Raw genomic sequence first — 20,940 nt, 5'->3', positions numbered from 1 at the left:
GGCGGCAGCGCCGCCCGCCCCTGCTTTCCTATTCGCTAATCGCCATTCTCCATTCGCCCAGCTTTACTGCTGGTTGTTCCGCCCGATCGGGATGTCCATTTCCTCCGGCTTGATCTCGCGGACGAGTTCCGGAACCGCCCACTCGACGCCCTCCTTCACGGCGATCTTGAAGTGGTACATTGACTGCAGCGCCTGGTGATCCTCGGGGCGGAAGGTCATGGTGCCCTTCGGCGTCTCCCAAGACATCCCTTCCATGGTGGAGATCAACGTTTCGGTCTCCCAGTCGTCGGCCTTCTCCAGAGCTGCGACGATGGCAAGCGCTGCGGCCATGCCGCCAGCGGTGAAGAAATCGGGCGGCGAGCCGAACTTCTCCTGATGCTTCTCAACCAGCCAGTCGTTGATCTCATTCTTTGGCGCTTCATAGTAGTAGTAGATCGCGCCTTCCATGCCCGGCACCTTCTTGTAGGATGCCATGGCTGGCAGGATGTTGCCGCCAGTGGACAGCTCGATGCCGTAGCGGCCCGGGTCGGCGGCGGCGAGCGGCGTCATGGCGTCGATGCCGGCGACGTACATGACGATGACCTTGCGACCCTCCTTGTCGCGCAGCGCGCCGAACAGCCGCTCGATCGTGGCGGTGAAGTCCGTGGTTTGCTGCGGCACGTACTCCTCGGCGACGAGATTGGCGCCAGTGCCTTCGAGCGCCTTCTTGAACGCGGCGATCCCGTCGCGGCCGAAAGCGTAGTCCTGCGCAAGAGTAGCGACGTACAGGTTTTCGTTCGGCTGCAGCGCGATGGCCTGCGCCTGCATGTCCATGGAGGAGTTGCGCGAGGTCTTGAAGACGTAGCGGTTGGAATCCGGGCCGGTCAGCGAGTCGGCCACGGCCGGCTCGACCAGCAAGATCTTCTCGTATTCAGCCGCAATCGGCAGCATCGCGGTGGTGACGCCGGACGACGTACCGCCGACGGCGATCAGCACGTCGTCATCGCCATAGGCCTCGGCGAGAACCGAACGGGCGACGTCGGGCTTGAACTGGGTGTCCTTCTCTATGACCTCGATCTTCCGGCCCTTGATCTCCATCGTGCCGTTGGTCGCGTATTCGAGCCCGAGATTGAAGCCGTTCGTGGTCTGCTTCGAATAGGCCTCGAGCGGCGAACCGGAAAGGCCGTGCACGAGCGCTATCTTGACCGGGTCTTCCTGTGTGAAGCTCGTCAATGTGCCGCCGACCGCAAAAACTGCGGCGATGGCGACCGTCGAAAACAGTCTCTTCATGTCATCTCCTCCTTTGAGAGCGGGTCGTTCATTGGGCGGTCCAACCGCCATCGACCGGGATCGCGGTCCCGGTGAGATTGTGGGCCGGCTTCTGGCAGAGCCAGAGGGCGAGCGCGCCGATCTCCGAGGGGTCGGACATCCGCAGGCTCGGCTGCTTCTCCGACAAGAGGCTTGCTATGCCGGCATCGTGATCGCCGCCATGGGTGGCCGCGCGGGCTTCGACCTGGGGTCCGATGATCGCGGTTTCGGTCCAGCCGGGGCAGATGCAGTTGACGGTGACGCCACCGGTTTCTCGCGAACCGCTGGCGGCATATTCAAGCGCGGCGACCTTGCTCAGGCCGACAAGGCCGAACTTCGACGCAACGTAGGGCGACTTGTCCCTGGAGGCGACGAGGCCATGCACGGAGGCGATGTTGATGACGCGTCCGAAACCGCGTGCGCCCATTCCGGGCATGCCCAGCCGCATGGTGTGGAAGGCCGCCGACAGGTTGACCGCCAGGATCTCGTTCCATACGGCAGCGGTTGCATCGGCCAGCGGCGCCGTCCGCTGGATGCCGGCATTGTTGACGAGGATGTCGATCGGCCCCCATTCGGCGGCACGCGCCATCATCGTTTCGATCGCGGCCACGTCGAGGAGGTCGGCCTCGAGAAAGATCGTTTCCGGCGCGCCGCATGCCCGCAGGTCCGCCTCCACCGCGGCCACCTGCTCCGGCGTCGCATGGCCGTGGATCGCCATGCGGGCGCCCTCGGCGGCCAGCGCCCTTGCGATGGCAAGGCCGATGCCCTGGACCGACCCCGTGACCAGCGCCGTGCGTTCTGCAAGCGTCTTTCCAGTCATCGGGCATCCTCTCCGACGTTCGGCGCCGCTTCGGCCTCGAGCATCGCCCGAAGGTCGGTCTTCAGCACCTTTCCATAGGCGTTCTTCGGCAGCGCCTCGACGAAACGATAGTGCTTCGGCCGCTTGAAGCGGGCGATCAGGTCGAGGCAATGGGCGTCGAGCCCGGTCGGGTCCGCGCTTTCGCCCGGCGCCAGCACCACGAAGGCGACGACCGCCTCGCCCCATTCGGGATCGGCCCGGCCGATGACGGAGACCTCGCGCACGGCGGGGTGGGTCAAAAGCGCCTCCTCCACCTCGCGCGGGTAGATGTTGGTGCCGCCGGAGATGATCAGGTCCTTCGACCGATCCTTCAGCGTCAGGAAGCCGTCCTCGTCGAGCGCGCCCATGTCGCCGGTCCACAGCCAGCCGTCCCTGAGCGTCCGGTCGGTCGCGTCCGGGTTGTTCCAGTAGCCGGTCATGACGGCGGCGCCGCGCACGACGACCTCGCCGGTTTCGCCGGCAGTGAGCGGTATGCCGTCCGGATCGACGACGCGAACCTCCACGCAGGACTGCGCCGTGCCGACCGAGGCGAGGCGTTCCTTCCAGCGCGGATGGGATCGATCCGCGACGAGATCGCGCGGCAGCGCCGTGATCGTCATCGGGCTCTCGCCCTGCCCGTAAATCTGGCAAAAGCGCGAACCCATGATCTCGACGGCCTCGACGATGTCGGCGAAATACATCGGACCGCCGCCATAGACGACGGTCCGGATACCCTCTCCCGTCCGGCCACTCGCCTTCGCGGCATCGACGAGACGGCGCACCATGGTGGGCGCGGCGAACATGTGCACGCTGCCCAGACGCTCCGCGAGATCGAGTATCTCGGCAGTATCGAAAGCGCCCGATTCCGGCACCACGTGCCGCGCGCCCTTCAGCACGTGCTGGACATTGTAGAGCCCCGCGCCGTGGCTCATCGGCGCGGCATAGAGCGCGGCGTCAGACGGGTGCACCGCGTCCACGTCGGCGAGATAGGCGAATGTCATGGCGTGAATGTTGCCGTTGGAGATCATCACGCCCTTCGGCTTGCCGGTGGTCCCCGACGTATAGAATAGCCAAGCCATGTCATCGCGGTCGCGCGGCAGCGGCGCCGGCAGGGGCTCGCTGCCGCGCATGACGTGGAACTCCTCCGAACCAAGATCGACGATGAACCGACAAGCGGGCGGCAGATTCGGCGCCACAGCCGCGCCGAGTTCCGATGTCACGAAGACGATGGTCGCGCCGGAATTTTCCAGGATCCATGCGGCTTCGCGCGGATGCAGCTTGGCGTTGATGGGAACGACGGCTGCGCCGGCGAACCAGGCCCCATACATGACTTCCAGATATTCCGTGCCATTGATGGCCAGGATTGCGACGCGGTCGCCGGGTGCGATACCAAACCGCGAGGACAGCGATCCGCCGATGCCGGCAGCCGATGCGGCGAAGGCGCGATAGTCGGCGACGACCCTTGCCCCCTGCATCAATGCAGGGCTGTCGGGCGACAATGCCGCGCGTCTTGCCAGCCATTCGGCCAGGTTCATGGATGCAGTCCTCCCCGCGCGCATGGACGTTGTGGAATTCTTGTGTTGCGATCCAGCGCGCCTTGGTACTATCCGTTTCGGGCCCCCTCTCATCAATATCGTACAAATACGCATGGATAACCGGGAGACGACGCTAGAGACGCTGGCCTTCGAGCATGCTCCGGTCGGCATCGTGCTGACCGAAAACAGGATCATCAGGGCATGCAACCTGACCTTCGCGCAGGTGTTCCGCTACGACAGGGCCGAGCTCATCAACCAGTCGTTCGCGTTTCTCTATCCAACCTACGAGGAGTTCGAACGGATTCGCGACGTGGGTGTGGAACCGCTGCGCCGCGCCAACGAGTATTCCGACGAGCGCATCATGGCCCGCAAGGACGGGGCCTTGTTCTGGTGCCGCGTTCGCGGCCACTCGTTCACCAGGGACAATCCGCTCGCACGCGCCGTGTGGTCCTTTGCCGATCTCTCGGCCTACCGCCCGGTGATGCAGCTCACGACGCGCGAGCGCCAGATCGTGATGCACTTGGGCGAAGGCCGCACGAGCAAAGAAATCGGCCGGCTGCTCGCCATCTCGCCGCGCACGGTGGAGGCGCACCGCGCCCGACTGCTCAAGAAGTACTGCGCCAGCAACGTTGCAGAACTCCTTGCCTCGCTGTCTGGCATGCCGAACTAGAGGTTCCGAAGCACGAGCAACCCCACACAGATGGGATGCGATCGGTCGGCAGCCGCCGCGGCGTCAGGCAAGCTGGCCGTTCAGTTCGAAACGCAATCCATCGCGATCGTAATGCGTTCGTCCCTCTCCGGAAAAATAGGCGGCGACGATCCGGTTCGTCAGTCGTGAGCCGAAGCCCGAGCGCGTCGGCGGCTCGACGGGCGGACCGCCGCTTTCCTGCCAGGTGAAGCTGAAACCGCGTCGCCCATGCGTGTTCCAGGAGACATCAATTCTGCCTCCGTCGACCGACAGAGCGCCATACTTCATCGCGTTTGTTGCCAGTTCATAGGCCGCAAGGGATAGACCTATGGCCTGCTGGGAACTGATCTTCACCCCCGGTCCCGACAGGCTCACCCGACTGCTGTGATCGAGATGGGCGCGAAGCGCCGCGCGCAGGACAACGTCGACTTCGGCGCTGTCGGCATTGTCGTTGAACAGGTTCTGCGCATCGGCCAGCGCCGCCAGCCGCCTGGTTATGGTTTCGCGCGCCACCTCCAGCGACGGCGCCTGCCGCAAGGTCGCCGATATCACGCTGGAGGTCACCGCCAACGAATTCTTGACGCGGTGCATCAGTTCCCGCCGCATAACCTGCTGGGTGCGCTGGGCCAGGACCGCCTGCGTGGTCTCGACGGTCACGTTGATCAGTCCGCGTACCCGACCGTCATCGTCAAACAGGGGGCTGTACGAAAAGGTGAAGTAGGTTTCCTCCTCGAATCCGTTCCGGAACATCATCAGCCGCATGTTTTCGGCATAGGTGCCTTCGCCGCCCAGCGCCATGTCGACGAAGGGTTTCACGTCGTTCCAGACGTCGGACCAGATGTCTCGAAACGGTTTCCCGAGAGCGTCTCTTTCCTTGGCCCCGAGCAACGGCGCATAGGCGTCGTTGTAGAGCATGTTCAGGTCGTCACCCCAAAACAGACAGATTGCCTGGCGCTGGTGCAGCATCATCTGCACGACCGATCGAAGCGAAAGCGGCCAGGTTTCGGCTGGTCCCATCGACGTGGCACTCCAGTCGAAGGCGTGTATCGCTCGTGCCATCCGGCTGCCAGCTTGAGGGATCTGGTCCAAGAATGCGTCTCGCTTCACTGCACTGTCTCTGCCGTTGCAGCCGGCACTACCCTGCCCTGACGACATCGCAGCAATGCTATCCGATCCAACGCGCGGTTGAAAAGCCTCGCATCGCCGCGACTTCAGACATGCTGTCCACCATTGATGTGGATCTCGGAGCCGGAAACATAGGAAGATTGCGGAGAGCAGAGGAAATAGATGATGTCGGCCACCTCGGCCGTCTCGCCCAGCCGGCGCAGCGGAATCGTCTCGACGATCTTGTCGGTGCCGGGCGAGAGGATCGCGGTGTCGATCTCTCCCGGCGCGATGGCATTGACCCGAATGCCGTGCGGTCCGAAATCGGCTGACATCTCGCGGGTCAAGGAACCGAGCGCTGCCTTGGAGGTGGCATAGGCCGTGCCCGCGAAGGGGTGGACGCGGGTGCCGGTGATCGAGGTGACGTTTACCACGGAACCGCCCGCGGCCGCGAGTTCCTTGAAAAGGCCCCGCGCCAGCATGATGGGCGCAAAGAAGTTGACCTGGAAGACATCGCGCCAGACGTGCATCGGCGTGTCGATGGAGTTCATCCGGCTGCCGTCGGACAGTTTCGGCGAGATGCCGGCATTGTTGACCAGCGCCTCAAGCCTGCCGCCAAGGGCCTGGAGGCGATGGCGGATTTCCGAGACCGCGAGGCCCACGTCCTCTGGATCGGTCAGATCGACGCGGATGTGGTCTTCGGCACCCTGCGGCCAGGGGCAGTCCTCCGAAAAGGCCTGCCGCGAACAGGTGATGACTCGCCAACCCTCGCGTGAGAAGCGCTTCACCGTCGCATGGCCGATGCCGCGGCTGGCCCCGGTCAGGACGATGGTCTTGCGGGTCTCGGTGTCTGTCATGCGGGGTTCTCCAACCGCCTATGTAGGCGAGCGGGAGCCGCTTGGCGAGGGACGGTCGCCGCGACGGTTCAAGGATGGTCCACGACCTCGACCGTCCGTCCCTGAACCAGGTCCCACGCATCCGCGAGCGTCGCGGCATAGTCGACGTCCGGTGCCCTTATCCCGTGGCTGACCAACGTTCGGCGCACGTCCATCGACGCCCCCGCGATGACGAAGCGGACGCCGGATCGATGCGCCTTGCGCGCCGCTCCCTCGATGACGTTGGCGGCGGTGGAATCGAGGAACGGCACGACCGAGCAATCGAGAATGAAGTTCCGCCGCTGGTCGGCGATGCGGTCGAGCACAGCGCCGACGGTCGCCGCGGTGCCGAAGAAAAATGCCCCAGGAATGCGGTAGACCACCGTATCCGGATCGCTCGCCATCGCTGCGTCGTAGTCTTCGCGGTCCACGTCGTCTGCAACGTCCTCCTCTATGCGGGACGCATATCCCTCGGTGGCCACCGTTCTGGACATGCGGTCGATGTACAGGATCGAGCCGAGCAGGAAGCCCACCACGATGCCTTCCGTGAGGTCGCGGAAGATCACCAGGAGCAGCGTGACGGCGAGCACCGCCGTGTCGGCGCGCGAAGTACGCAGGATGGCGGCGAAAGCCGGTTTCTCGATCATGTTCCAGGCCACCGTGGCCAGCACGCCCGCGAGCGCGGCAAGCGGGATGTAGGCCGCCAAAGGTGCGGCCACCAGCATGAAGACAAGCAGGAACAGCGAGTGCAACATGCCGGCCACGGGGCCGCGCGCGCCTGCCCGCACGTTGGTCGCCGTGCGCGCGATGGTGCCCGTCACGCAAAAGCCACCGAAAAGGGCCGCGCCGATGTTGGCGAAGCCCTGCGCCACCAATTCGCAGTTGGAACGGTGCCGCCGCCCGGTCATGCCGTCGGCGACCACCGCCGACAGGAGCGATTCGATCGAGCCGAGAAGCGCGAACGCGATCGCGTCGGGCAAGACGGCGAAGGCCAGTTCCCAACTGATCGACGGCAAGCCCGGCGTGGGCAGCATGCGCGGTATGCCGCCGAAGCGGGTGCCGATCGTCTCCACAGGCAACGCCAGCGCCACCACCAGGGCCGAGGTCAGAACGACGGCGAACAGCATGCCGGGCCAGCCCGGCCGGTAACGCTTCAGCCCGACGATCAGCCCGATGGTCAAAGCGGCGACGCCGATCGCCGCCGGGCTCGCCGTTCCCGCCGCCGCCCAGAGCGCCGGCAGCTTTTCCAGGATTTCACCGGGCTCCGGCCCGGTCAGCGTCAGTCCGAAAAGGTCCCGGATCTGGCTTGCGAAGATGATGACGCCGATGCCCGCGGTGAACCCCACCGTGACCGGAAAAGGAATGTACTTGATGTATGTGCCGAGCCGCAGATAGCCGATGGCCAGAAGGAACAAGCCCGACATCATGGTGGCGAGCAACAGCCCGTCGAGTCCGTGCCGGGCGACCGTAGCGGCCACAAGAACAATGAAGGCGCCCGCCGGCCCGCCGATCTGGAAGCGGCTGCCGCCGAGCAGCGACACGAGGAATCCGCCGACAACGGCGGTGTAGAGCCCGCGTTCCGGCGACACGCCTGACGCGATCGCGATTGCCATCGACAGCGGCAGCGCTACGATCGCCACCGTCAATCCGGCGATCGCATCGGCCTTCAGGCCCGCCAGCCCGTACCCCTCGCGCAGGACGGTCACGAGCTTGGGCGTGAAAAGCTCGGCGAAGTCCGGCGAGCGAACCGGCGATGGCGTGGATTTCGTCTGCATTCTGGCCTTGCCTCCTGGGGAGCGTCCCCTCTGGAAGGCGGCGGGATCGTCGGCGGGACGATGCCCGGGCAGGCGGGCAAGGTCCGGAGGTCGGCGGTCGCCGTCGCGACACTGTGTCTGCATGCGCGCTGGCCCTGGAACCCGCCGCGACATGCGCGCTTCGATCTGTTCCGGCGTAGACGCCGCCGGATACCTATTCAGCCATCCAACGCCTTCAGCCGAACTCCTCGGCCACCGCGCGGGCTTGCCTGCTCCTCGCCAATCAGTTCGACGCCGGATTGCTCGAGCGCCTGGATCACCTTGACCAGCGTATCGACCACGCCGCGCACTTGGCCATCGCTCGCCTCCATCCGCTGGATGGTGGGCAGAGACACGCCCGCGCGTTCGGCCAGCGTCCTCTGGTCGATACCGGCGAGCGCACGGGCAGCGCGCATCTGTGCGGCTGTAATCAAAGATTCCTCGCTTCAGACGTCATGTTCAAAGCGTAGGCCATTGATGCTGATGTTTCAAGCATCATTATCGAGGCAAAATCATGCACCGCCGACTCAACGGCCGGTGATATAAGGTCCGAATGTCACCAACGCTACGGCGAGGATGGCGACGAGGATTCCCGCACCCTGGACGACGTCCACCCGCTCGCCGAAGAAGGCGAAGGCCACGATGTTGACCGCGATGAGCTGGATCACGGCCGATAGCGACAATGCCACGCCCATGCCGAACTCGCGGATCAGGCGCAGCATTACGAGGTTCCCGATCGAGTAGAGCACCAGCGTCAGGGCCAGCTTGCCGTAGCCTGGCGAAAGCGTCCACGCCTTGGCGGCACTGGCAGCGAGGATGAAGATCGCGGTCGAGATGCAGAGCTGCACGAAGCCGAAGACGGTCAAGCGGAATTCCTTCCAACGACATGGGCGCACGCGCTTGTCGGGCTGAACCATCGCACCGTCAAGACGCGTCGCAGGCCTGGCGGGCGATGACGGGAACCTGTTCAGTCACCGTCGTCGGGAATCTTCAGCGGATGTCCACAGGCCTTGCAGTGCACGGCGTCCGGATCGTGCCTTTGCAGGGCGCATTGCGGGCAGGGAAACACCACCTTGCTGGTGCGGAACAGGGCCTGCGCAAGCTTCACGAACAGCGCGATGCCGACGATCATGATCGCGATCGACGTCAGCTTGCCCCAGATGCCGGGCAGGACGATGTCTCCGAAGCCCGTGGTCGTGACCGTCGCCACCGTGAAGTAGAAGGCATCGACATAGCCCTCGATGCCGGAGCCGGTTCGAAAGAAGAAGGTGTAGACGAAGCCGGTGGTCACCAAGAGGAACGTGACCAGATTGACGATGTCCTCCATCACTTCTCGCCACGCCGCATGTCCACGACGCTCCAGCGGCTGCCAGATGAAGCCGCTGCGCGACAGCGACCATAGCCGCAGGATGCGCAGGAAGCCGAGATTGGCGAGCGAGTGCGGGAACAGCAGGGTCGCCAGTATGAAGAGATCGACCCACACCGTCGGCCGTCGCGCCCAGCCTGCCAGACTGTTGCTCGCCAGCCCGCGCGCCAGGACATCCGCCGCCAGCACGGCCGCTATTCCGTAGTCTACCCAAAGGAAGCTCGGGCGATCGCGCAGCACCGGCGAGGCCACGAAGAAGGCGATGATCACCAGATCGACCGCAAGTACGGAGATCTGGAACCGCAGTGCCGCCCGCGTCCGCCCGTAGTAGAGCCGGCGCAGGAACGCACGCAATCGGTCGAAACCGTCGACCTCGCCAGGGTTCGTCGCATCCATGGGATCGGGATAGGGCGCGGGCGCCGCCGCGTCCAGAGCAGCCTTCATGGCCACCCCTTGAAATCAGCAGCCTTTGCGGCATGTTTCGCGCAGAAATCCGGTTTGGCGTTTTGCCTCGGAATGCTCTATACGCCCGGCCCATGACACCTTTGAAGAACATCCGCAATTTCTCCATCGTCGCGCATATCGACCACGGCAAGTCGACGCTCGCCGACCGGCTGATCCAGATGACCGGCTCCCTCGAGGTGCGCGAGATGAAGGAGCAGGTGCTCGACTCGATGGACATCGAGCGGGAGCGGGGCATCACCATCAAGGCCAATACCGTGCGGCTCGAATACAAGGCGCGCGACGGACAGGACTATGTGCTGAACCTGATCGACACGCCGGGCCATGTCGACTTCGCCTACGAGGTTTCGCGCTCGTTGCGCGCCTGCGAGGGGTCGCTGCTGGTCGTCGACGCTTCGCAAGGTGTCGAGGCGCAGACGCTCGCCAACGTCTATCAGGCGCTCGACGCCAACCACGAGATCGTGGTGGTGCTCAACAAGGTCGACCTGCCCGCCGCCGAGCCGGACCGCATCCGCGAGCAGGTGGAGGAGGTGATCGGGCTCGATGCCTCCGACGCTGTGCTGATCTCGGCCAAGACGGGGCTGGGCGTCGACGAGGTGCTGGAGGCGATCGTCACCCGGCTGCCGCCGCCCAAGGAGGGCGACCGCGACGCGCCGTTGAAGGCGATGCTGGTCGACTCGTGGTACGACGCCTATCTCGGCGTCATCGTGCTCGTGCGGGTCATCGACGGCGAACTGAAGCGCGGCCAGAACATCCGCATGATGGGCACCGGCGCGAAATACGCCGTCGACCGCGTCGGCGTGATCACGCCCAAGATGCTGACGGTCGACGCGCTCGGCCCCGGCGAGATCGGCTTCCTCACCGGGTCGATCAAGGAGGTGGCAGACACCCGCGTCGGCGACACGATCACCGAGGACAAGCGGCCGACGCCGCACATGCTGGAGGGCTTCAAGCCGGCGCAGCCGGTGGTGTTCTGCGGGTTGTTCCCAGTCGACGCCGCCGACTTCGAGGACCTGCGCGCCGCCATGGGCAAGCTGCGACTCAACGATGCTTCGTTCTCCTTCGAGATGGAAACGAGCGCGGCCCTTGGCTTCGGTTTCCGCTGCGGCTTCCTCGGGCTCTTGCACCTCGAGATCATCCAGGAGCGTCTGGAGCGCGAGTTCGACCTCGACCTGATCGCCACCGCGCCCTCGGTCGTCTACCGCCTGGCGATGACCGACGGCTCGACGAAGGAACTTCACAACCCGGCCGACATGCCCGACGTGGTCAAGATCGAGGCCATCGAGGAGCCGTGGATCCGCGCCACGATCCTCACCCCGGACGACTATCTCGGCGCGATCCTGAAGCTGTGCCAGGAGCGGCGCGGCGTGCAGGTCGACCTCTCCTATGTCGGCAAGCGCGCCATGGCCACCTACGAGCTGCCGCTCAACGAGGTGGTCTTCGACTTCTACGACCGGCTGAAGTCGATTTCCAAGGGCTACGCCTCGTTCGACTACCAGCTGACCGACTACAAGGAGGGCGACCTCGTCAAGATGTCGATCCTCGTCAACGACGAACCGGTCGACGCGCTGTCGATGCTGGTTCACCGTTCGGCGGCGGAAAAGCGCGGCCGGGTCATGTGCGAGAAGCTCAAGGATCTGATCCCCAAGCACATGTTCAAGATCCCGATCCAGGCCGCCATCGGCGGCAAGGTTATCGCCCGCGAGACGATCTCGGCGCTGCGCAAGGACGTGACCGCGAAGTGCTATGGCGGCGACGTGTCGCGCAAGCGCAAGCTGCTCGACAAGCAGAAGGAAGGCAAGAAGCGCATGCGGCAGTTCGGCAAGGTCGAAATCCCGCAGGCCGCCTTCATCGAGGCGCTGAAGATGGGGGAGAGCTGAGGCGCCTGATCCTCCCCTCCGAAGCGGGGGAGGGGGACCGCCGAAGGCGGTGGAGGGGGCACGCCTCAACGACGCGCCATCTCCGCGATCGTCACCAGCATCCCCTCGAGCGCCTTTTCGTCCAGAATATCGGTCGCCGCAATTCGCAGCACGCGGATGCCTTGCCCTTCGAGCCAGGCGTCGCGCCGCAGGTCATTCTGCATCTGCCCTGGCAGGTCGTGGTGGGCGCCGTCGACCTCGACCGCCAGTCTTCCCTCGGCATGGTAGAAGTCGAGTACATACGGCCCGACCGGGTGCTGGCGCCGAAACCGCAGCCCGTTAAGACGCCGGCCGCGCAGGCAAACCCAAAAGATCACCTCGGGCAGGCTCAGCTCGCGCCGCAATCTTCGCGCGCGCTCGAATGTCATCTTCTCGGATCGCATGTCTCGCCTTGGCGCCCCCTCCACCATGCTACGCATGGTCCCCCTCCCCCGTAAACGGGGGAGGATCAGGACGCGCACCAGCGCCCTCCGGCCGCGGGTTTCGCGGGGAGGCACGGCCGGTCGACCAATCCACAGGGGCGGAGTCAGGCTGTTCGCCGTCGCGACGTGTGACGTCAGGACGTATCCGGCGCGGGCCATGCCGGCACGGGGCGTCCCGGACGGGCGGGCAAAGGAGGCTCGGACGACGATCCGGTCCGCAGGCCCATCTCTTTGCCGGAGAGCCAGGCGCGTCGCCGCGCCCGCGCCAGAAGGGCGCGGAGCAGCCGCGCCAGCGCCCGAAGATCAACGGCCAGCCGCTCGGCGCGGTCGGTCGACTCCGAGCCGACGACGCAGGCCGCCATGCCGGCCGGCAACCCGGCGAGGAAGTCCCGCGCCACGTCCTCGGCCCGCGCAATGAAGCCGAGCGCGGGCAGGGCGAGGCAAAGCGGCATGCCGGCCGCGCGATCGGCCAGACCGGCAAGCGAGACGAGCAGCGCCAGGATGCTCTCCAGTATGTCGCCCTCCCTTCGCCAGTCCATCCGCTGCCTCCGTTTTGTTGGGACGCAGTATGGGAGAGGTGCGATGGGGCGTGGATAAGTTTTTTTTCGCCTCGCCGCCTTTCCTCTCCCCTACGCAGTGGGGAAGAGGTGGCATGCGAAGCATGACGGTGAGGGGGAGGGTCTTCGCATTGCTCGCCGCCGCCCAGCGTCGATCGTCGCGCACGTCGTCATCCTCGGCCGACCGTAGCGCAGCGAAGGGATAGCCGGGGATCCATGCCTCGGCGGCCGCGACGGGCGACGCGGTGCGGGAGAAGCGCCCCTCGCCCAACGCCTCGCGTGGCCGGGATGGCGAGGCATGGATCCCGGACACGACGTTCTTCGCTTCGCTCGAATGTCGTTCCGGGATGACGAAGGTGGTGGGGCGCGCGAGGCGCAGAACTGCCGTGTCGCCCTCAACGTTTTAGGGGGCGTGCGTCTATAGAAGTGTGAATCATGTCCGCTACGAATCGTGCCGCAGCACTCGCAGCAGCCTTCTGGTGCTTTTTATCTTTGTCGAATCCCCAATCGCATATTGCTTTTACAACGACCCATTCCACACCTTCAGCAGCGGCGGCAGAAGATATTCCCACTCCCTCCATTTCACCGCCAATTGCATCCGGGAAGCGGGACCGAAGGGTTCGCATGAATTCTGGATCATCAACGAGTTTCTCTCCACACAAAAGCTGTCCATCGTACGCGGAGATTCGCTCGTCCCGCAGCCGTCCACGCCTCATCACGTCCCGCGCGATTGAGAGAAGGCCGCGCCCGGCAGGCACAATCGGCCCGCGTTCGCGAACTTCATTCGACCCTAACCTTACAAACTCGTAGTTGGCGACATGATCTGAAACAAGCACGTCTCCGATCTCAAAACCTTTGTCGTTAAAGCCGAAACAAATACCGCAAGCGATTGCAAATCGTGGCTTCACAGCTTGAATGGCCTCTGCGGCCATTAAATGTGACCCGCTTACGCCACTACCTCCAGCGCTGGTCCTGCACACGATGACCTCATGATCGCCAAGCGATACATATCTCGCGGCGAAGGTGCGCCCTAGAGAGACGGTCCCGTGATGAAAAAAACTCGTACTCTGGAGCGCCTTCGCGAGTTCATCCTCTTCGATCGGAGTTGCAACAAAGACAAGAATCCTATTGCCACTTCTATCCGGCACATAATTTCTCCAGGTTTTCTCAAATACTGGGTGTTTGCATAAGCGCTCACCAGCCTTTTCAATCATACTAGAACCGCGACGAAGAAACTCATCGATACTCGCAGTGTCCTGACCCGATACCTCATCTATGCCGGCAAACGTACCTGCGAGCGTATTTGCTACACTCGACCGAATGGAAGTCCATGCACCAGCCTCCGTTAATTTTGCTAGATCCGATGCTGCCAGTCTAACAACCGAGTCAGTTAATGCCCTACACAAATAGCAAAACCGATTATGATCTCTAGATCCGTAGTGACTAACGGATCTTTCCCTCCGGCCATTCTTGCAAGCAGTACTTCCATAGTATCCTGTTAATTCCAGAATATTGAATAATATGGGAATATCATAAAATGGAAAACTACTGTTGTCTTCCGCAAATCCGGTTTTAAGTATACCTGTGCATACCGCACACAAATTTTGCTCGGCGTAGTGCGACATGTAGAGGCCCGAAAAAACTCTACCTGAAGTCTCAACAACTGCCGCAGCAGGCGCACCGCGTTTGCCTGTATCTTTTAAGAACAGCGATTTGGTTATTGCGGCATCGGGTTCACGAATCGCTATTCTCTGAAAATAATCGATGTTGTCTCTAAATGTTTTCATATCTGATGGACGCACACGCTCCCCAATAAATTGTAATTTTCCTTCCTCTATATCAAAAAGGTCTCTGCGCAGCGTTTTTGTCATTGAAAATGTGTTATTTGTGGTAATTCGGAAATCTTCAATCTTCTCAGGATTTAAAAAATACATAGGGTAGCGGAGTCTGTCGTGACTATACATTCGTTGACGTGCGTCTATGAAAGAAGGAAGGTCTGGATCGTTACTCGTCGAAATGAGGATTCCAGCTCTAATAAGTGTTGTTATCCACTTTTGTAAGCGAGGTTTGTCGTCACAGTACTCTATCATTTGCGAAATATTTGCTGAAAAACGTCCCGTATGCGTAAGGAGAAGTACCTCAATAATAGCGAAATCGTCGGCTTCGCCTCGGTGATTATGCACTGCGGCGGCTGCTTCTCTATTTAAAAAATCTAGGAAAACGACGCGTTCCATAAAATTATTTTCTACTCAGTTCATGTAGAATTATTCTAGACCAGGGCTCATAGTCGGCTTCAACAATTTCGTCGGCTGAAAGCCAGCGGCAGCCTCGAATCTCCAGTCTTCGTTTAATTGGCGGTATAACTTTCAGGATATGGTCCAGCCGGAAGCCGGCCGCAAGTCCAATCATGTTAGAAGACGGATCGCATATTATGTAACTCCGCTGAAGACAAGACATTAATTCAATGTCGTTAATTCCTAACTCTAGAAATTCAATATGATGCGAGCAAGATCTAATCAATGCGCGGAAAAGGCCAATATTATCGAAATCAAGCAGGTCAATATCAAACTCATCGACAAAACGTCGTAGTAAGATGGAGGAAAGTCCAACGATATTACCGAAAAATGTAAAAGGACCGTTCTCAAATACTAGAAATCTGCCGTCGTAAATCAGGAATGGTGCGGCCAAAACAGGAAACAAGCCGTCCTGTTTCTGCCAAATATATCTATATTCGCTCCTTAATTTCATTAATTTATCGATAGGTGCGTTAAGGAGATGAATCTCATTCAGGTCGGGAACTAATGACAGATGTAATATCCGTTGACGATCAAATTTTTTCTTCCTATGCCTGATCGGATACTCGGAGACGACGTGCGTAGGCAGCGTTTCTTCCTGTGACATTGAACGGAGGAAGTATACACCTTGGGACGTACGGTAGAAGGCTGACCGTTCTCGGCGGCGAAAGATATCTTCTGCGATCCGAGCTTGTAAAGTTTTCTGCATAGTCGCACCCGAGAGATGTGACGGCAGCAGATCAAATTTTCTTGCGCGCGCTAGAATTTCCTGGGCTGTCATAGGGCGACCATGGGCCCTGAGAATCTGCGCCGCTAAGTCTAGGTAGCTATCTTCCATATCGCGACTTCACATCATGTAGTCGGTTAAATTGTTCGCAACGTCGTCTTTTGAGTCAAGGATCGAATCGCCTTTAAGAGGCACGTATCGCCAATAATAGCACGCAGAGAGCGGTGGCAATGAAAACAGCTACATTCGGTTTTCGGCGCTTGATGCAGCGGCTACGGCTACGGAAATGCCCCATCCTGCAGGTATATTTACCGTAAGCCCCGCCCGCGTGAACTCCGCACACGATAGTGGACGCGAGCTTCGCGACCATTTCCCGTCATTTCCCCCCCCCCCACTCCTCCAAACCGCTCGGGCATGGATCCCTGATACGACCAGCTTCGCTTCGCCTGACCGTCCTTCCATGGCACCACCGCAGACCTTTCCCACCGCCCGCCGATCGCCTAGACATCCCCCATGCGCGCGCTGATCCAACGCACCACAGGAGCGTCCGTCACGATCGATGGCGTCGTCGTCGGCGAGATCGGCGCGGGGGTGGTCGTGCTGGTCTGCGCCATGCAGGGCGATGGCGAGGCGCAGTCGGCGTGGCTGGCGCGCAAGGTCGCCAACCTTCGGATCTTCAAGGATGACGCAGGCCGCATGAACCGCTCCGTGGTCGACGTCGGCGGGGCAGCGCTGGTGGTCAGCCAGTTCACGCTGGCGGCGGAGACCAAGGGGAACCGGCCGGGATTTTCCTCCGCCGCGGCGCCCGATGATGGCCGCCTGCTCTACGCGCATTTCGCCGCCGCGCTCGCCGCCCACGGCGTGCCCGTCGCGACCGGTGTCTTCGGCGCCGACATGGCGGTGTCGCTGGTCAATGACGGGCCGGTGACGATCTGGCTGGACAGCGAAGCGTGACGGGCTCGTTCCCGGCGGGTTGAGCGCGTGAAGACGGACCCTTGATCCGCACCTCTTCCGGGAGGAGAATCGCGACCATGATTCGCGGCTTCCTCCTCGCGCTCGCCATCCTCGCCGCCGCCATTCCGGCTAAGGCGGACGTGATGACGTTCTTCGTCATGAACCGGGCGCCCTATGGCGTGGTGATCGAGTTTTCCGACGCCGCGTCCGGCAAGGTCTGGCCCGGCGGCGAGCGGATCTACCTGCTGGAAAAGGGCGAGAGCAAGTCGGTGGCGATCGACTGCACCGGCGGCGTGCGCATCTGCTACGGCGCCTGGCGCAATGGCGACGACGGCACGGCGTGGGGGGTCGGTCCGGATCGCGATCGCGAATGCCGGGACTGCTGCCGCATCTGCGCGCTCGGCCCCGGCAAGGGGGAGACGATCGAGATCGAGCCCTGACGCCTGTCTCCCGAAAGCGGTCTCGGGTCGAAGACCTGCGGAATGTTCAGGGTCCTAGGGGGCGCGGGGGATCCCCTCGGGCCCCTGCCCCGCACGCGTTCGCACGCTGCCGCGTTCGATCGAAGCCCAGGCCGGCCGTTCGAACAGGAACTGCCCACGCCCGCTCCACCGCACCAACGCATAGAGCACCGCCGGCCCGGCAATGCCCGCTGCGGTGGTGAGCAACGCCATCAGCCCGACATCCGGCACGAGCCCCGTCTGGACCAGCACGATCCGCGTGGCTGCCATGGGCAGGAAGAAGGCCAGGTAGACGACGATCGAGTGTTCTCCCAGCCAGCGCAGCCAAGCAGCCCAGGGCGCCCGTGCGACAAGCGCAGCCGTGGCGACGATGGCGAGGGCGCCCGCCAGACCCAGCACGAGCGACACGCCCGGCAGTTCCGACAGGCCGCCGGTGGCGCCCGTGTCACCGATCTCGCCCTGGATGAGGAAACCGAGCGCTTCGGGCGAAGGCGTGAAGACGAGAACGCCGTTGACGAGACCCCAGCCCGCCAGGCCGACAATGGCGATGCCGGGCCGTCGGGCCACCGCCGCGGCGAAGGACAGCACGTGCGGCGCGAAGACATAGCCGATGAAGAAGAACACGTAGCGCTGCGCGAACTCGTCGAAGACGATCGATCCGGTGTGGACCGGCAACGCCTCGAGGATCGCCGCCCATGCCAGCACGAACCAGACCGGCAGCCCGCGCACCAGGCGGGTGAAGACGAAGAACACCGGCAAAACGTAGATGAACCACAAGGTGCCGAAGGGCTGCCACAACGCTTCGACCCAGCCCGCCAACGGCGCGGTCCAGTCGCCGGCCTCGACCGCCATCTCCGGCGCCTTGAAGGCGAACTGGATGGTCAGCCACAGGAGGTAGAAATAGACGAAGTGCACGACCTTGCGGTCGAGGTAGCGGCGCCAGGGCCGGTCGATGGTGAGCGCCAGGAACAGGCCCGAGATCAGGAAGAAGTCGGGCATGCGGAACGGCCGCGCCCAGGCCACGATGGCGTGCATGAAGCCGCGCTCGCCGGCCGCGATTTCCACGCCGATGGTGGCGTGCACCATCACCACAAGGATGATGCACAGCCCTTTCGCGGCATCGACCCATGCCACCCTGCGTTCGCCGGCGGCCAGCGTTGCATCCGTCATCCGTCTCGTCCCTGCGCCGGGTTCCCGGCCTGCGAAGGGACCTTAAGGGGCGGGTGCAACCAAAGGCTTAAGCCGCGGACGGGCTCACACAAGCGTGATTGGGCGACATTCAGGCCGACCATGCGCTCCGAGGCCGCGTTCTCGGCTTAATCTCCCCTTAAACCGCCGGCCTTAACGTCCGGGCAGACGGCCGGTCGAGGCCCACGACGACAGGCAGTGTTCATGGCCAATCGCAAAAGCAACGTCCGGATCGAACCACGCTTCGAGGATGCGCGAGCGTCCCGCGGCGGCGTCGAACTGACGGCGAGCGAGGATGATCGGGTGGTCGGTCCGCCTCGCCGCGCGAAATCGGGTCGCGGCAAGACTTCAGGGGCAGGCAAGGCTGCGCGCGGCAAGGCCGGCAAGGGCAAGCCGACGGGCGGACGCCGCAACGGCTCGCGCGGCGGCGGCTTCTCCTTTTTCGGCTTCGTTCGCGGCAGCGCCTATTGGGCGCTGGTCGCCTCGATCTGGATCGGCATCGGCGGCGCGGTGATGGTGGCGTACTACGGCGCGCGCCTGCCTTCGGCCACCACCTGGTCGGTGCCCGATCGCCCCCCCAACGTGCGGATCGTCTCGGCCGATGGCCATCTTCTGGCCAATCGCGGCATGACCGGCGGCGAAGCGGTCGGCATTCACGAGATGTCGCCCCATATCCCGCAAGCCGTGATCGCCATCGAGGACCGGCGCTTCTACTCGCATTTCGGCGTGGATGCGTTGAGATTGGCGCGCGCGATGACTGCCAATGTCGTAGAAGGCCGGCTCGTGCAGGGCGGCTCCACCATCACGCAGCAGTTGGCGAAGAACCTGTTCCTGAACGCCGACCGCACCATCGAGAGGAAGGTGCAGGAGGTTCTGCTGGCGCTCTGGCTGGAGCGCAAGCACACCAAGGCGCAGATCCTGGAGATGTATCTGAACCGGGTCTATTTCGGCTCGGGCGCCTATGGCGTCGAGGCGGCGTCGAGGCGCTACTTCAACAAGTCGGCGCGCGAGGTGACGCTGTCGGAAGCCGCGCTCCTGGCGGGCCTCCTGAAGGCGCCGTCACGGCTGTCGCCGGCCCGCGACCCGAAGGCCGCCGAGGCCCGTTCGCAGCTGGTCCTCTCGGCGATGGCCGACCAGGGCATGATCGGAGGCAGCGAGATGACGGCGGCCATCAGCGCCCCGGCCACCCGCGCCGCCGCCTACTGGACCGGATCGGAACACTATGTCGCCGATCGCGTGATGGGCGAGTTGCCCGGGCTGATCGGTGACGTCCGCGGCGACGTCGTCGTGGAGACCACGATCGACCTGACGCTGCAGAAGCTCGGCGAGGCATCGATCCGAAAGCTGGTGTCCGAGAACCGCGACACGCTCGCCGTTACACAAGGGGCGCTGGTCTCGATCGACAATTCGGGTGCCGTGCGCGCCATGATCGGCGGCGCCGATTACGCCAACAGCCAGTTCGATCGCGCCTCGGAGGCGCGCCGGCAACCGGGCTCGGCGTTCAAACCCTTCGTCTTCCTGGCCGCGCTGGAGCAGGGCCGAACGCCGGAAAGCATCCGCAACGACGCGCCGGTCCGTATCGGCAAGTGGGCGCCGGAAAACTACAACGGCAAGTATTATGGCGAGGTCACGCTGACCGCCGCCCTGTCGAAGTCGCTCAATTCGGTGGCGGCGCAGCTTGCCGTGGAAGCTGGGCCAAAGGCGGTCGTGGAGGTCGCGAACCGGCTCGGCATCGAATCCACCCTGACCGCGAATGCCTCGATTGCGCTGGGAACGTCGGAGGTGACGCCGCTGGAGCTCACGGCTGCCTACGTGCCCTTCGCCAATGGCGGGTACCGGCCGCAGATCCATTTCGTCAGCCGGGTGACGAGTGCGTCCGGCAAGGTGCTCTACGAGCATCCGAGCGGCGGCATACCGCGCGTGATCAATCCGCAGATCGTGGCGATGATGAACTCGATGATGGCCGAGACGATCCGGTCGGGCACGGCCCGGCGCGCCGATTTCGGCTGGCCCGCCGCCGGCAAGACCGGCACCACCCAGAATGCGCGTGACGCCTGGTTCGTCGGTTACACGGCAAACCTGACCACAGGTGTGTGGTTCGGCAATGACGACGCAAAGCCGATGAAGAACGTCACCGGGGGTTCACTGCCGGCCATGGCATGGAAGGACTTCATGACGGCAGCCCATGACGGCGTGCCCATCGTCGCGCTACCGGGCGCCGGCATGCGCCGCTATCTGCCCGCCGAAGAACCGGCGCGGCGGCCAAGCATTCCGGTCGGCTCGCCGGAGGACGAGGCGCCTGCGATCTCGCGCGCCGAACCGCCCCTGCCGCAGCGCGAGGAAACGACCGCCTCGATCCGGCGGCCGAGCGTCGGCGTCGGCGAAACCGTCGAGCGGCGGCCCGGATCGATCATGGACGTCATACTCGGGCGGTAGGGAGCATCGCGGCCACCACGCGGCCTCGATCGAGGTG

19 protein-coding genes are annotated in these 20,940 nt (G+C 63.3%); 5 read left to right on the top strand and 14 right to left on the bottom strand.

Annotated elements, in window-relative coordinates:
* Nucleotides 1-63: 63 nt before the first annotated feature.
* From EJC49_RS00250 to EJC49_RS00240, 3 genes are read right to left on the bottom strand one after another with little or no spacing between them, the layout of a single operon-like run.
* Nucleotides 64-1,269, bottom strand: a complete 1,206-nt coding sequence (locus EJC49_RS00250; RefSeq protein ID WP_126697440.1) for a substrate-binding domain-containing protein — start codon at nt 1,267-1,269, stop codon at nt 64-66.
* 28 nt (nt 1,270-1,297) lie between these two features.
* A complete protein-coding gene (locus EJC49_RS00245; RefSeq protein ID WP_126697439.1) occupies nt 1,298-2,107 on the bottom strand; it encodes a 3-hydroxybutyrate dehydrogenase in 810 nt (269 codons plus the stop codon).
* Nucleotides 2,104-3,660, bottom strand: coding sequence for an AMP-binding protein (locus EJC49_RS00240; protein WP_126697438.1), 1,557 nt, complete (start codon nt 3,658-3,660; stop codon nt 2,104-2,106). The genes EJC49_RS00245 and EJC49_RS00240 overlap by 4 nt, the downstream gene beginning before the upstream one ends.
* On the opposite strand from EJC49_RS00240, the gene EJC49_RS00235 reads away from it, so the two are divergent.
* A complete protein-coding gene (locus tag EJC49_RS00235; protein WP_210211727.1) occupies nt 3,659-4,330 on the top strand; it encodes a PAS and helix-turn-helix domain-containing protein in 672 nt (223 codons plus the stop codon). The two genes, EJC49_RS00240 and EJC49_RS00235, sit on opposite strands and share 2 nt — an antisense overlap.
* 63 nt (nt 4,331-4,393) lie before the next feature.
* Here the strand turns inward: EJC49_RS00235 and EJC49_RS00230 are convergent, their stop codons facing one another.
* From EJC49_RS00230 to EJC49_RS00205, 6 genes are all read right to left on the bottom strand, one after another.
* Nucleotides 4,394-5,365: a sensor histidine kinase gene (locus EJC49_RS00230; RefSeq protein WP_245453197.1), complete on the bottom strand. Its 972-nt coding sequence runs from the start codon at nt 5,363-5,365 to the stop codon at nt 4,394-4,396.
* 194 nt (nt 5,366-5,559) lie between these two features.
* Nucleotides 5,560-6,309 carry an SDR family NAD(P)-dependent oxidoreductase gene (locus tag EJC49_RS00225; protein ID WP_126697436.1) on the bottom strand — a complete coding sequence of 250 codons (750 nt, stop codon included), beginning with the start codon at nt 6,307-6,309 and terminating at the stop codon, nt 5,560-5,562.
* Nucleotides 6,310-6,377: 68 nt separating this feature from the next.
* Nucleotides 6,378-8,102: a SulP family inorganic anion transporter gene (locus tag EJC49_RS00220; protein WP_126697435.1), complete on the bottom strand. Its 1,725-nt coding sequence runs from the start codon at nt 8,100-8,102 to the stop codon at nt 6,378-6,380.
* Between the two features lie 197 nt (nt 8,103-8,299).
* Entirely contained in the window at nt 8,300-8,554 is a 255-nt protein-coding gene (locus tag EJC49_RS00215; RefSeq protein WP_126697434.1) for a helix-turn-helix domain-containing protein, read from the bottom strand.
* Between the two features lie 93 nt (nt 8,555-8,647).
* Nucleotides 8,648-8,986 carry a hypothetical protein gene (locus EJC49_RS00210; RefSeq protein WP_126697433.1) on the bottom strand — a complete coding sequence of 113 codons (339 nt, stop codon included), beginning with the start codon at nt 8,984-8,986 and terminating at the stop codon, nt 8,648-8,650.
* A gap of 101 nt (nt 8,987-9,087) precedes the next feature.
* A complete protein-coding gene (locus tag EJC49_RS00205) occupies nt 9,088-9,882 on the bottom strand; it encodes a potassium channel family protein (protein WP_126697470.1) in 795 nt (264 codons plus the stop codon).
* A gap of 140 nt (nt 9,883-10,022) precedes the next feature.
* On the opposite strand from EJC49_RS00205, the gene lepA reads away from it, so the two are divergent.
* On the top strand, nt 10,023-11,828 hold the full coding sequence (gene lepA / locus EJC49_RS00200; RefSeq protein WP_126697432.1) for a translation elongation factor 4: 1,806 nt from the start codon (nt 10,023-10,025) through the stop codon (nt 11,826-11,828).
* A gap of 65 nt (nt 11,829-11,893) precedes the next feature.
* Here lepA and EJC49_RS00195 read toward each other — a convergent pair whose 3' ends face one another.
* From EJC49_RS00195 to EJC49_RS00180, 4 genes are all read right to left on the bottom strand, one after another.
* Complete coding sequence (locus EJC49_RS00195; RefSeq protein WP_245453196.1) at nt 11,894-12,286, bottom strand: endonuclease domain-containing protein; 393 nt, start codon at nt 12,284-12,286, stop codon at nt 11,894-11,896.
* Nucleotides 12,287-12,423: 137 nt separating this feature from the next.
* Complete coding sequence (locus EJC49_RS00190; RefSeq protein ID WP_126697431.1) at nt 12,424-12,828, bottom strand: hypothetical protein; 405 nt, start codon at nt 12,826-12,828, stop codon at nt 12,424-12,426.
* Nucleotides 12,829-13,241: 413 nt separating this feature from the next.
* Nucleotides 13,242-15,080, bottom strand: coding sequence for a 5'-methylthioadenosine/S-adenosylhomocysteine nucleosidase family protein (locus tag EJC49_RS00185; RefSeq protein ID WP_126697430.1), 1,839 nt, complete (start codon nt 15,078-15,080; stop codon nt 13,242-13,244).
* Nucleotides 15,081-15,084: 4 nt separating this feature from the next.
* Nucleotides 15,085-15,978, bottom strand: a complete 894-nt coding sequence (locus tag EJC49_RS00180) for a winged helix-turn-helix domain-containing protein (RefSeq protein ID WP_126697429.1) — start codon at nt 15,976-15,978, stop codon at nt 15,085-15,087.
* 402 nt (nt 15,979-16,380) lie between these two features.
* On the opposite strand from EJC49_RS00180, the gene dtd reads away from it, so the two are divergent.
* Together dtd and EJC49_RS00170 are read left to right on the top strand one after the other, a co-directional pair.
* Nucleotides 16,381-16,821 carry a D-aminoacyl-tRNA deacylase gene (gene dtd, locus EJC49_RS00175; RefSeq protein ID WP_126697428.1) on the top strand — a complete coding sequence of 147 codons (441 nt, stop codon included), beginning with the start codon at nt 16,381-16,383 and terminating at the stop codon, nt 16,819-16,821.
* A gap of 77 nt (nt 16,822-16,898) precedes the next feature.
* Nucleotides 16,899-17,261, top strand: a complete 363-nt coding sequence (locus EJC49_RS00170) for a hypothetical protein (RefSeq protein ID WP_126697427.1) — start codon at nt 16,899-16,901, stop codon at nt 17,259-17,261.
* Nucleotides 17,262-17,315: 54 nt separating this feature from the next.
* Here the strand turns inward: EJC49_RS00170 and EJC49_RS00165 are convergent, their stop codons facing one another.
* A complete protein-coding gene (locus tag EJC49_RS00165) occupies nt 17,316-18,449 on the bottom strand; it encodes an acyltransferase family protein (RefSeq protein ID WP_126697426.1) in 1,134 nt (377 codons plus the stop codon).
* 222 nt (nt 18,450-18,671) lie between these two features.
* Here EJC49_RS00165 and EJC49_RS00160 point away from each other — a divergent pair, with 222 nt between their 5' ends.
* A complete protein-coding gene (locus tag EJC49_RS00160) occupies nt 18,672-20,903 on the top strand; it encodes a transglycosylase domain-containing protein (protein WP_126697425.1) in 2,232 nt (743 codons plus the stop codon).
* Nucleotides 20,904-20,940: the final 37 nt, after the last annotated feature.

It is taken from the genome of Aquibium carbonis, assembly GCF_003970795.1.
GTDB classification, from domain to species: domain Bacteria; phylum Pseudomonadota; class Alphaproteobacteria; order Rhizobiales; family Rhizobiaceae; genus Aquibium; species Aquibium carbonis.
The sequence above is the reverse complement of the archived record's forward strand: the minus strand, read 5'-3'. Positions and strand labels throughout refer to the sequence as shown.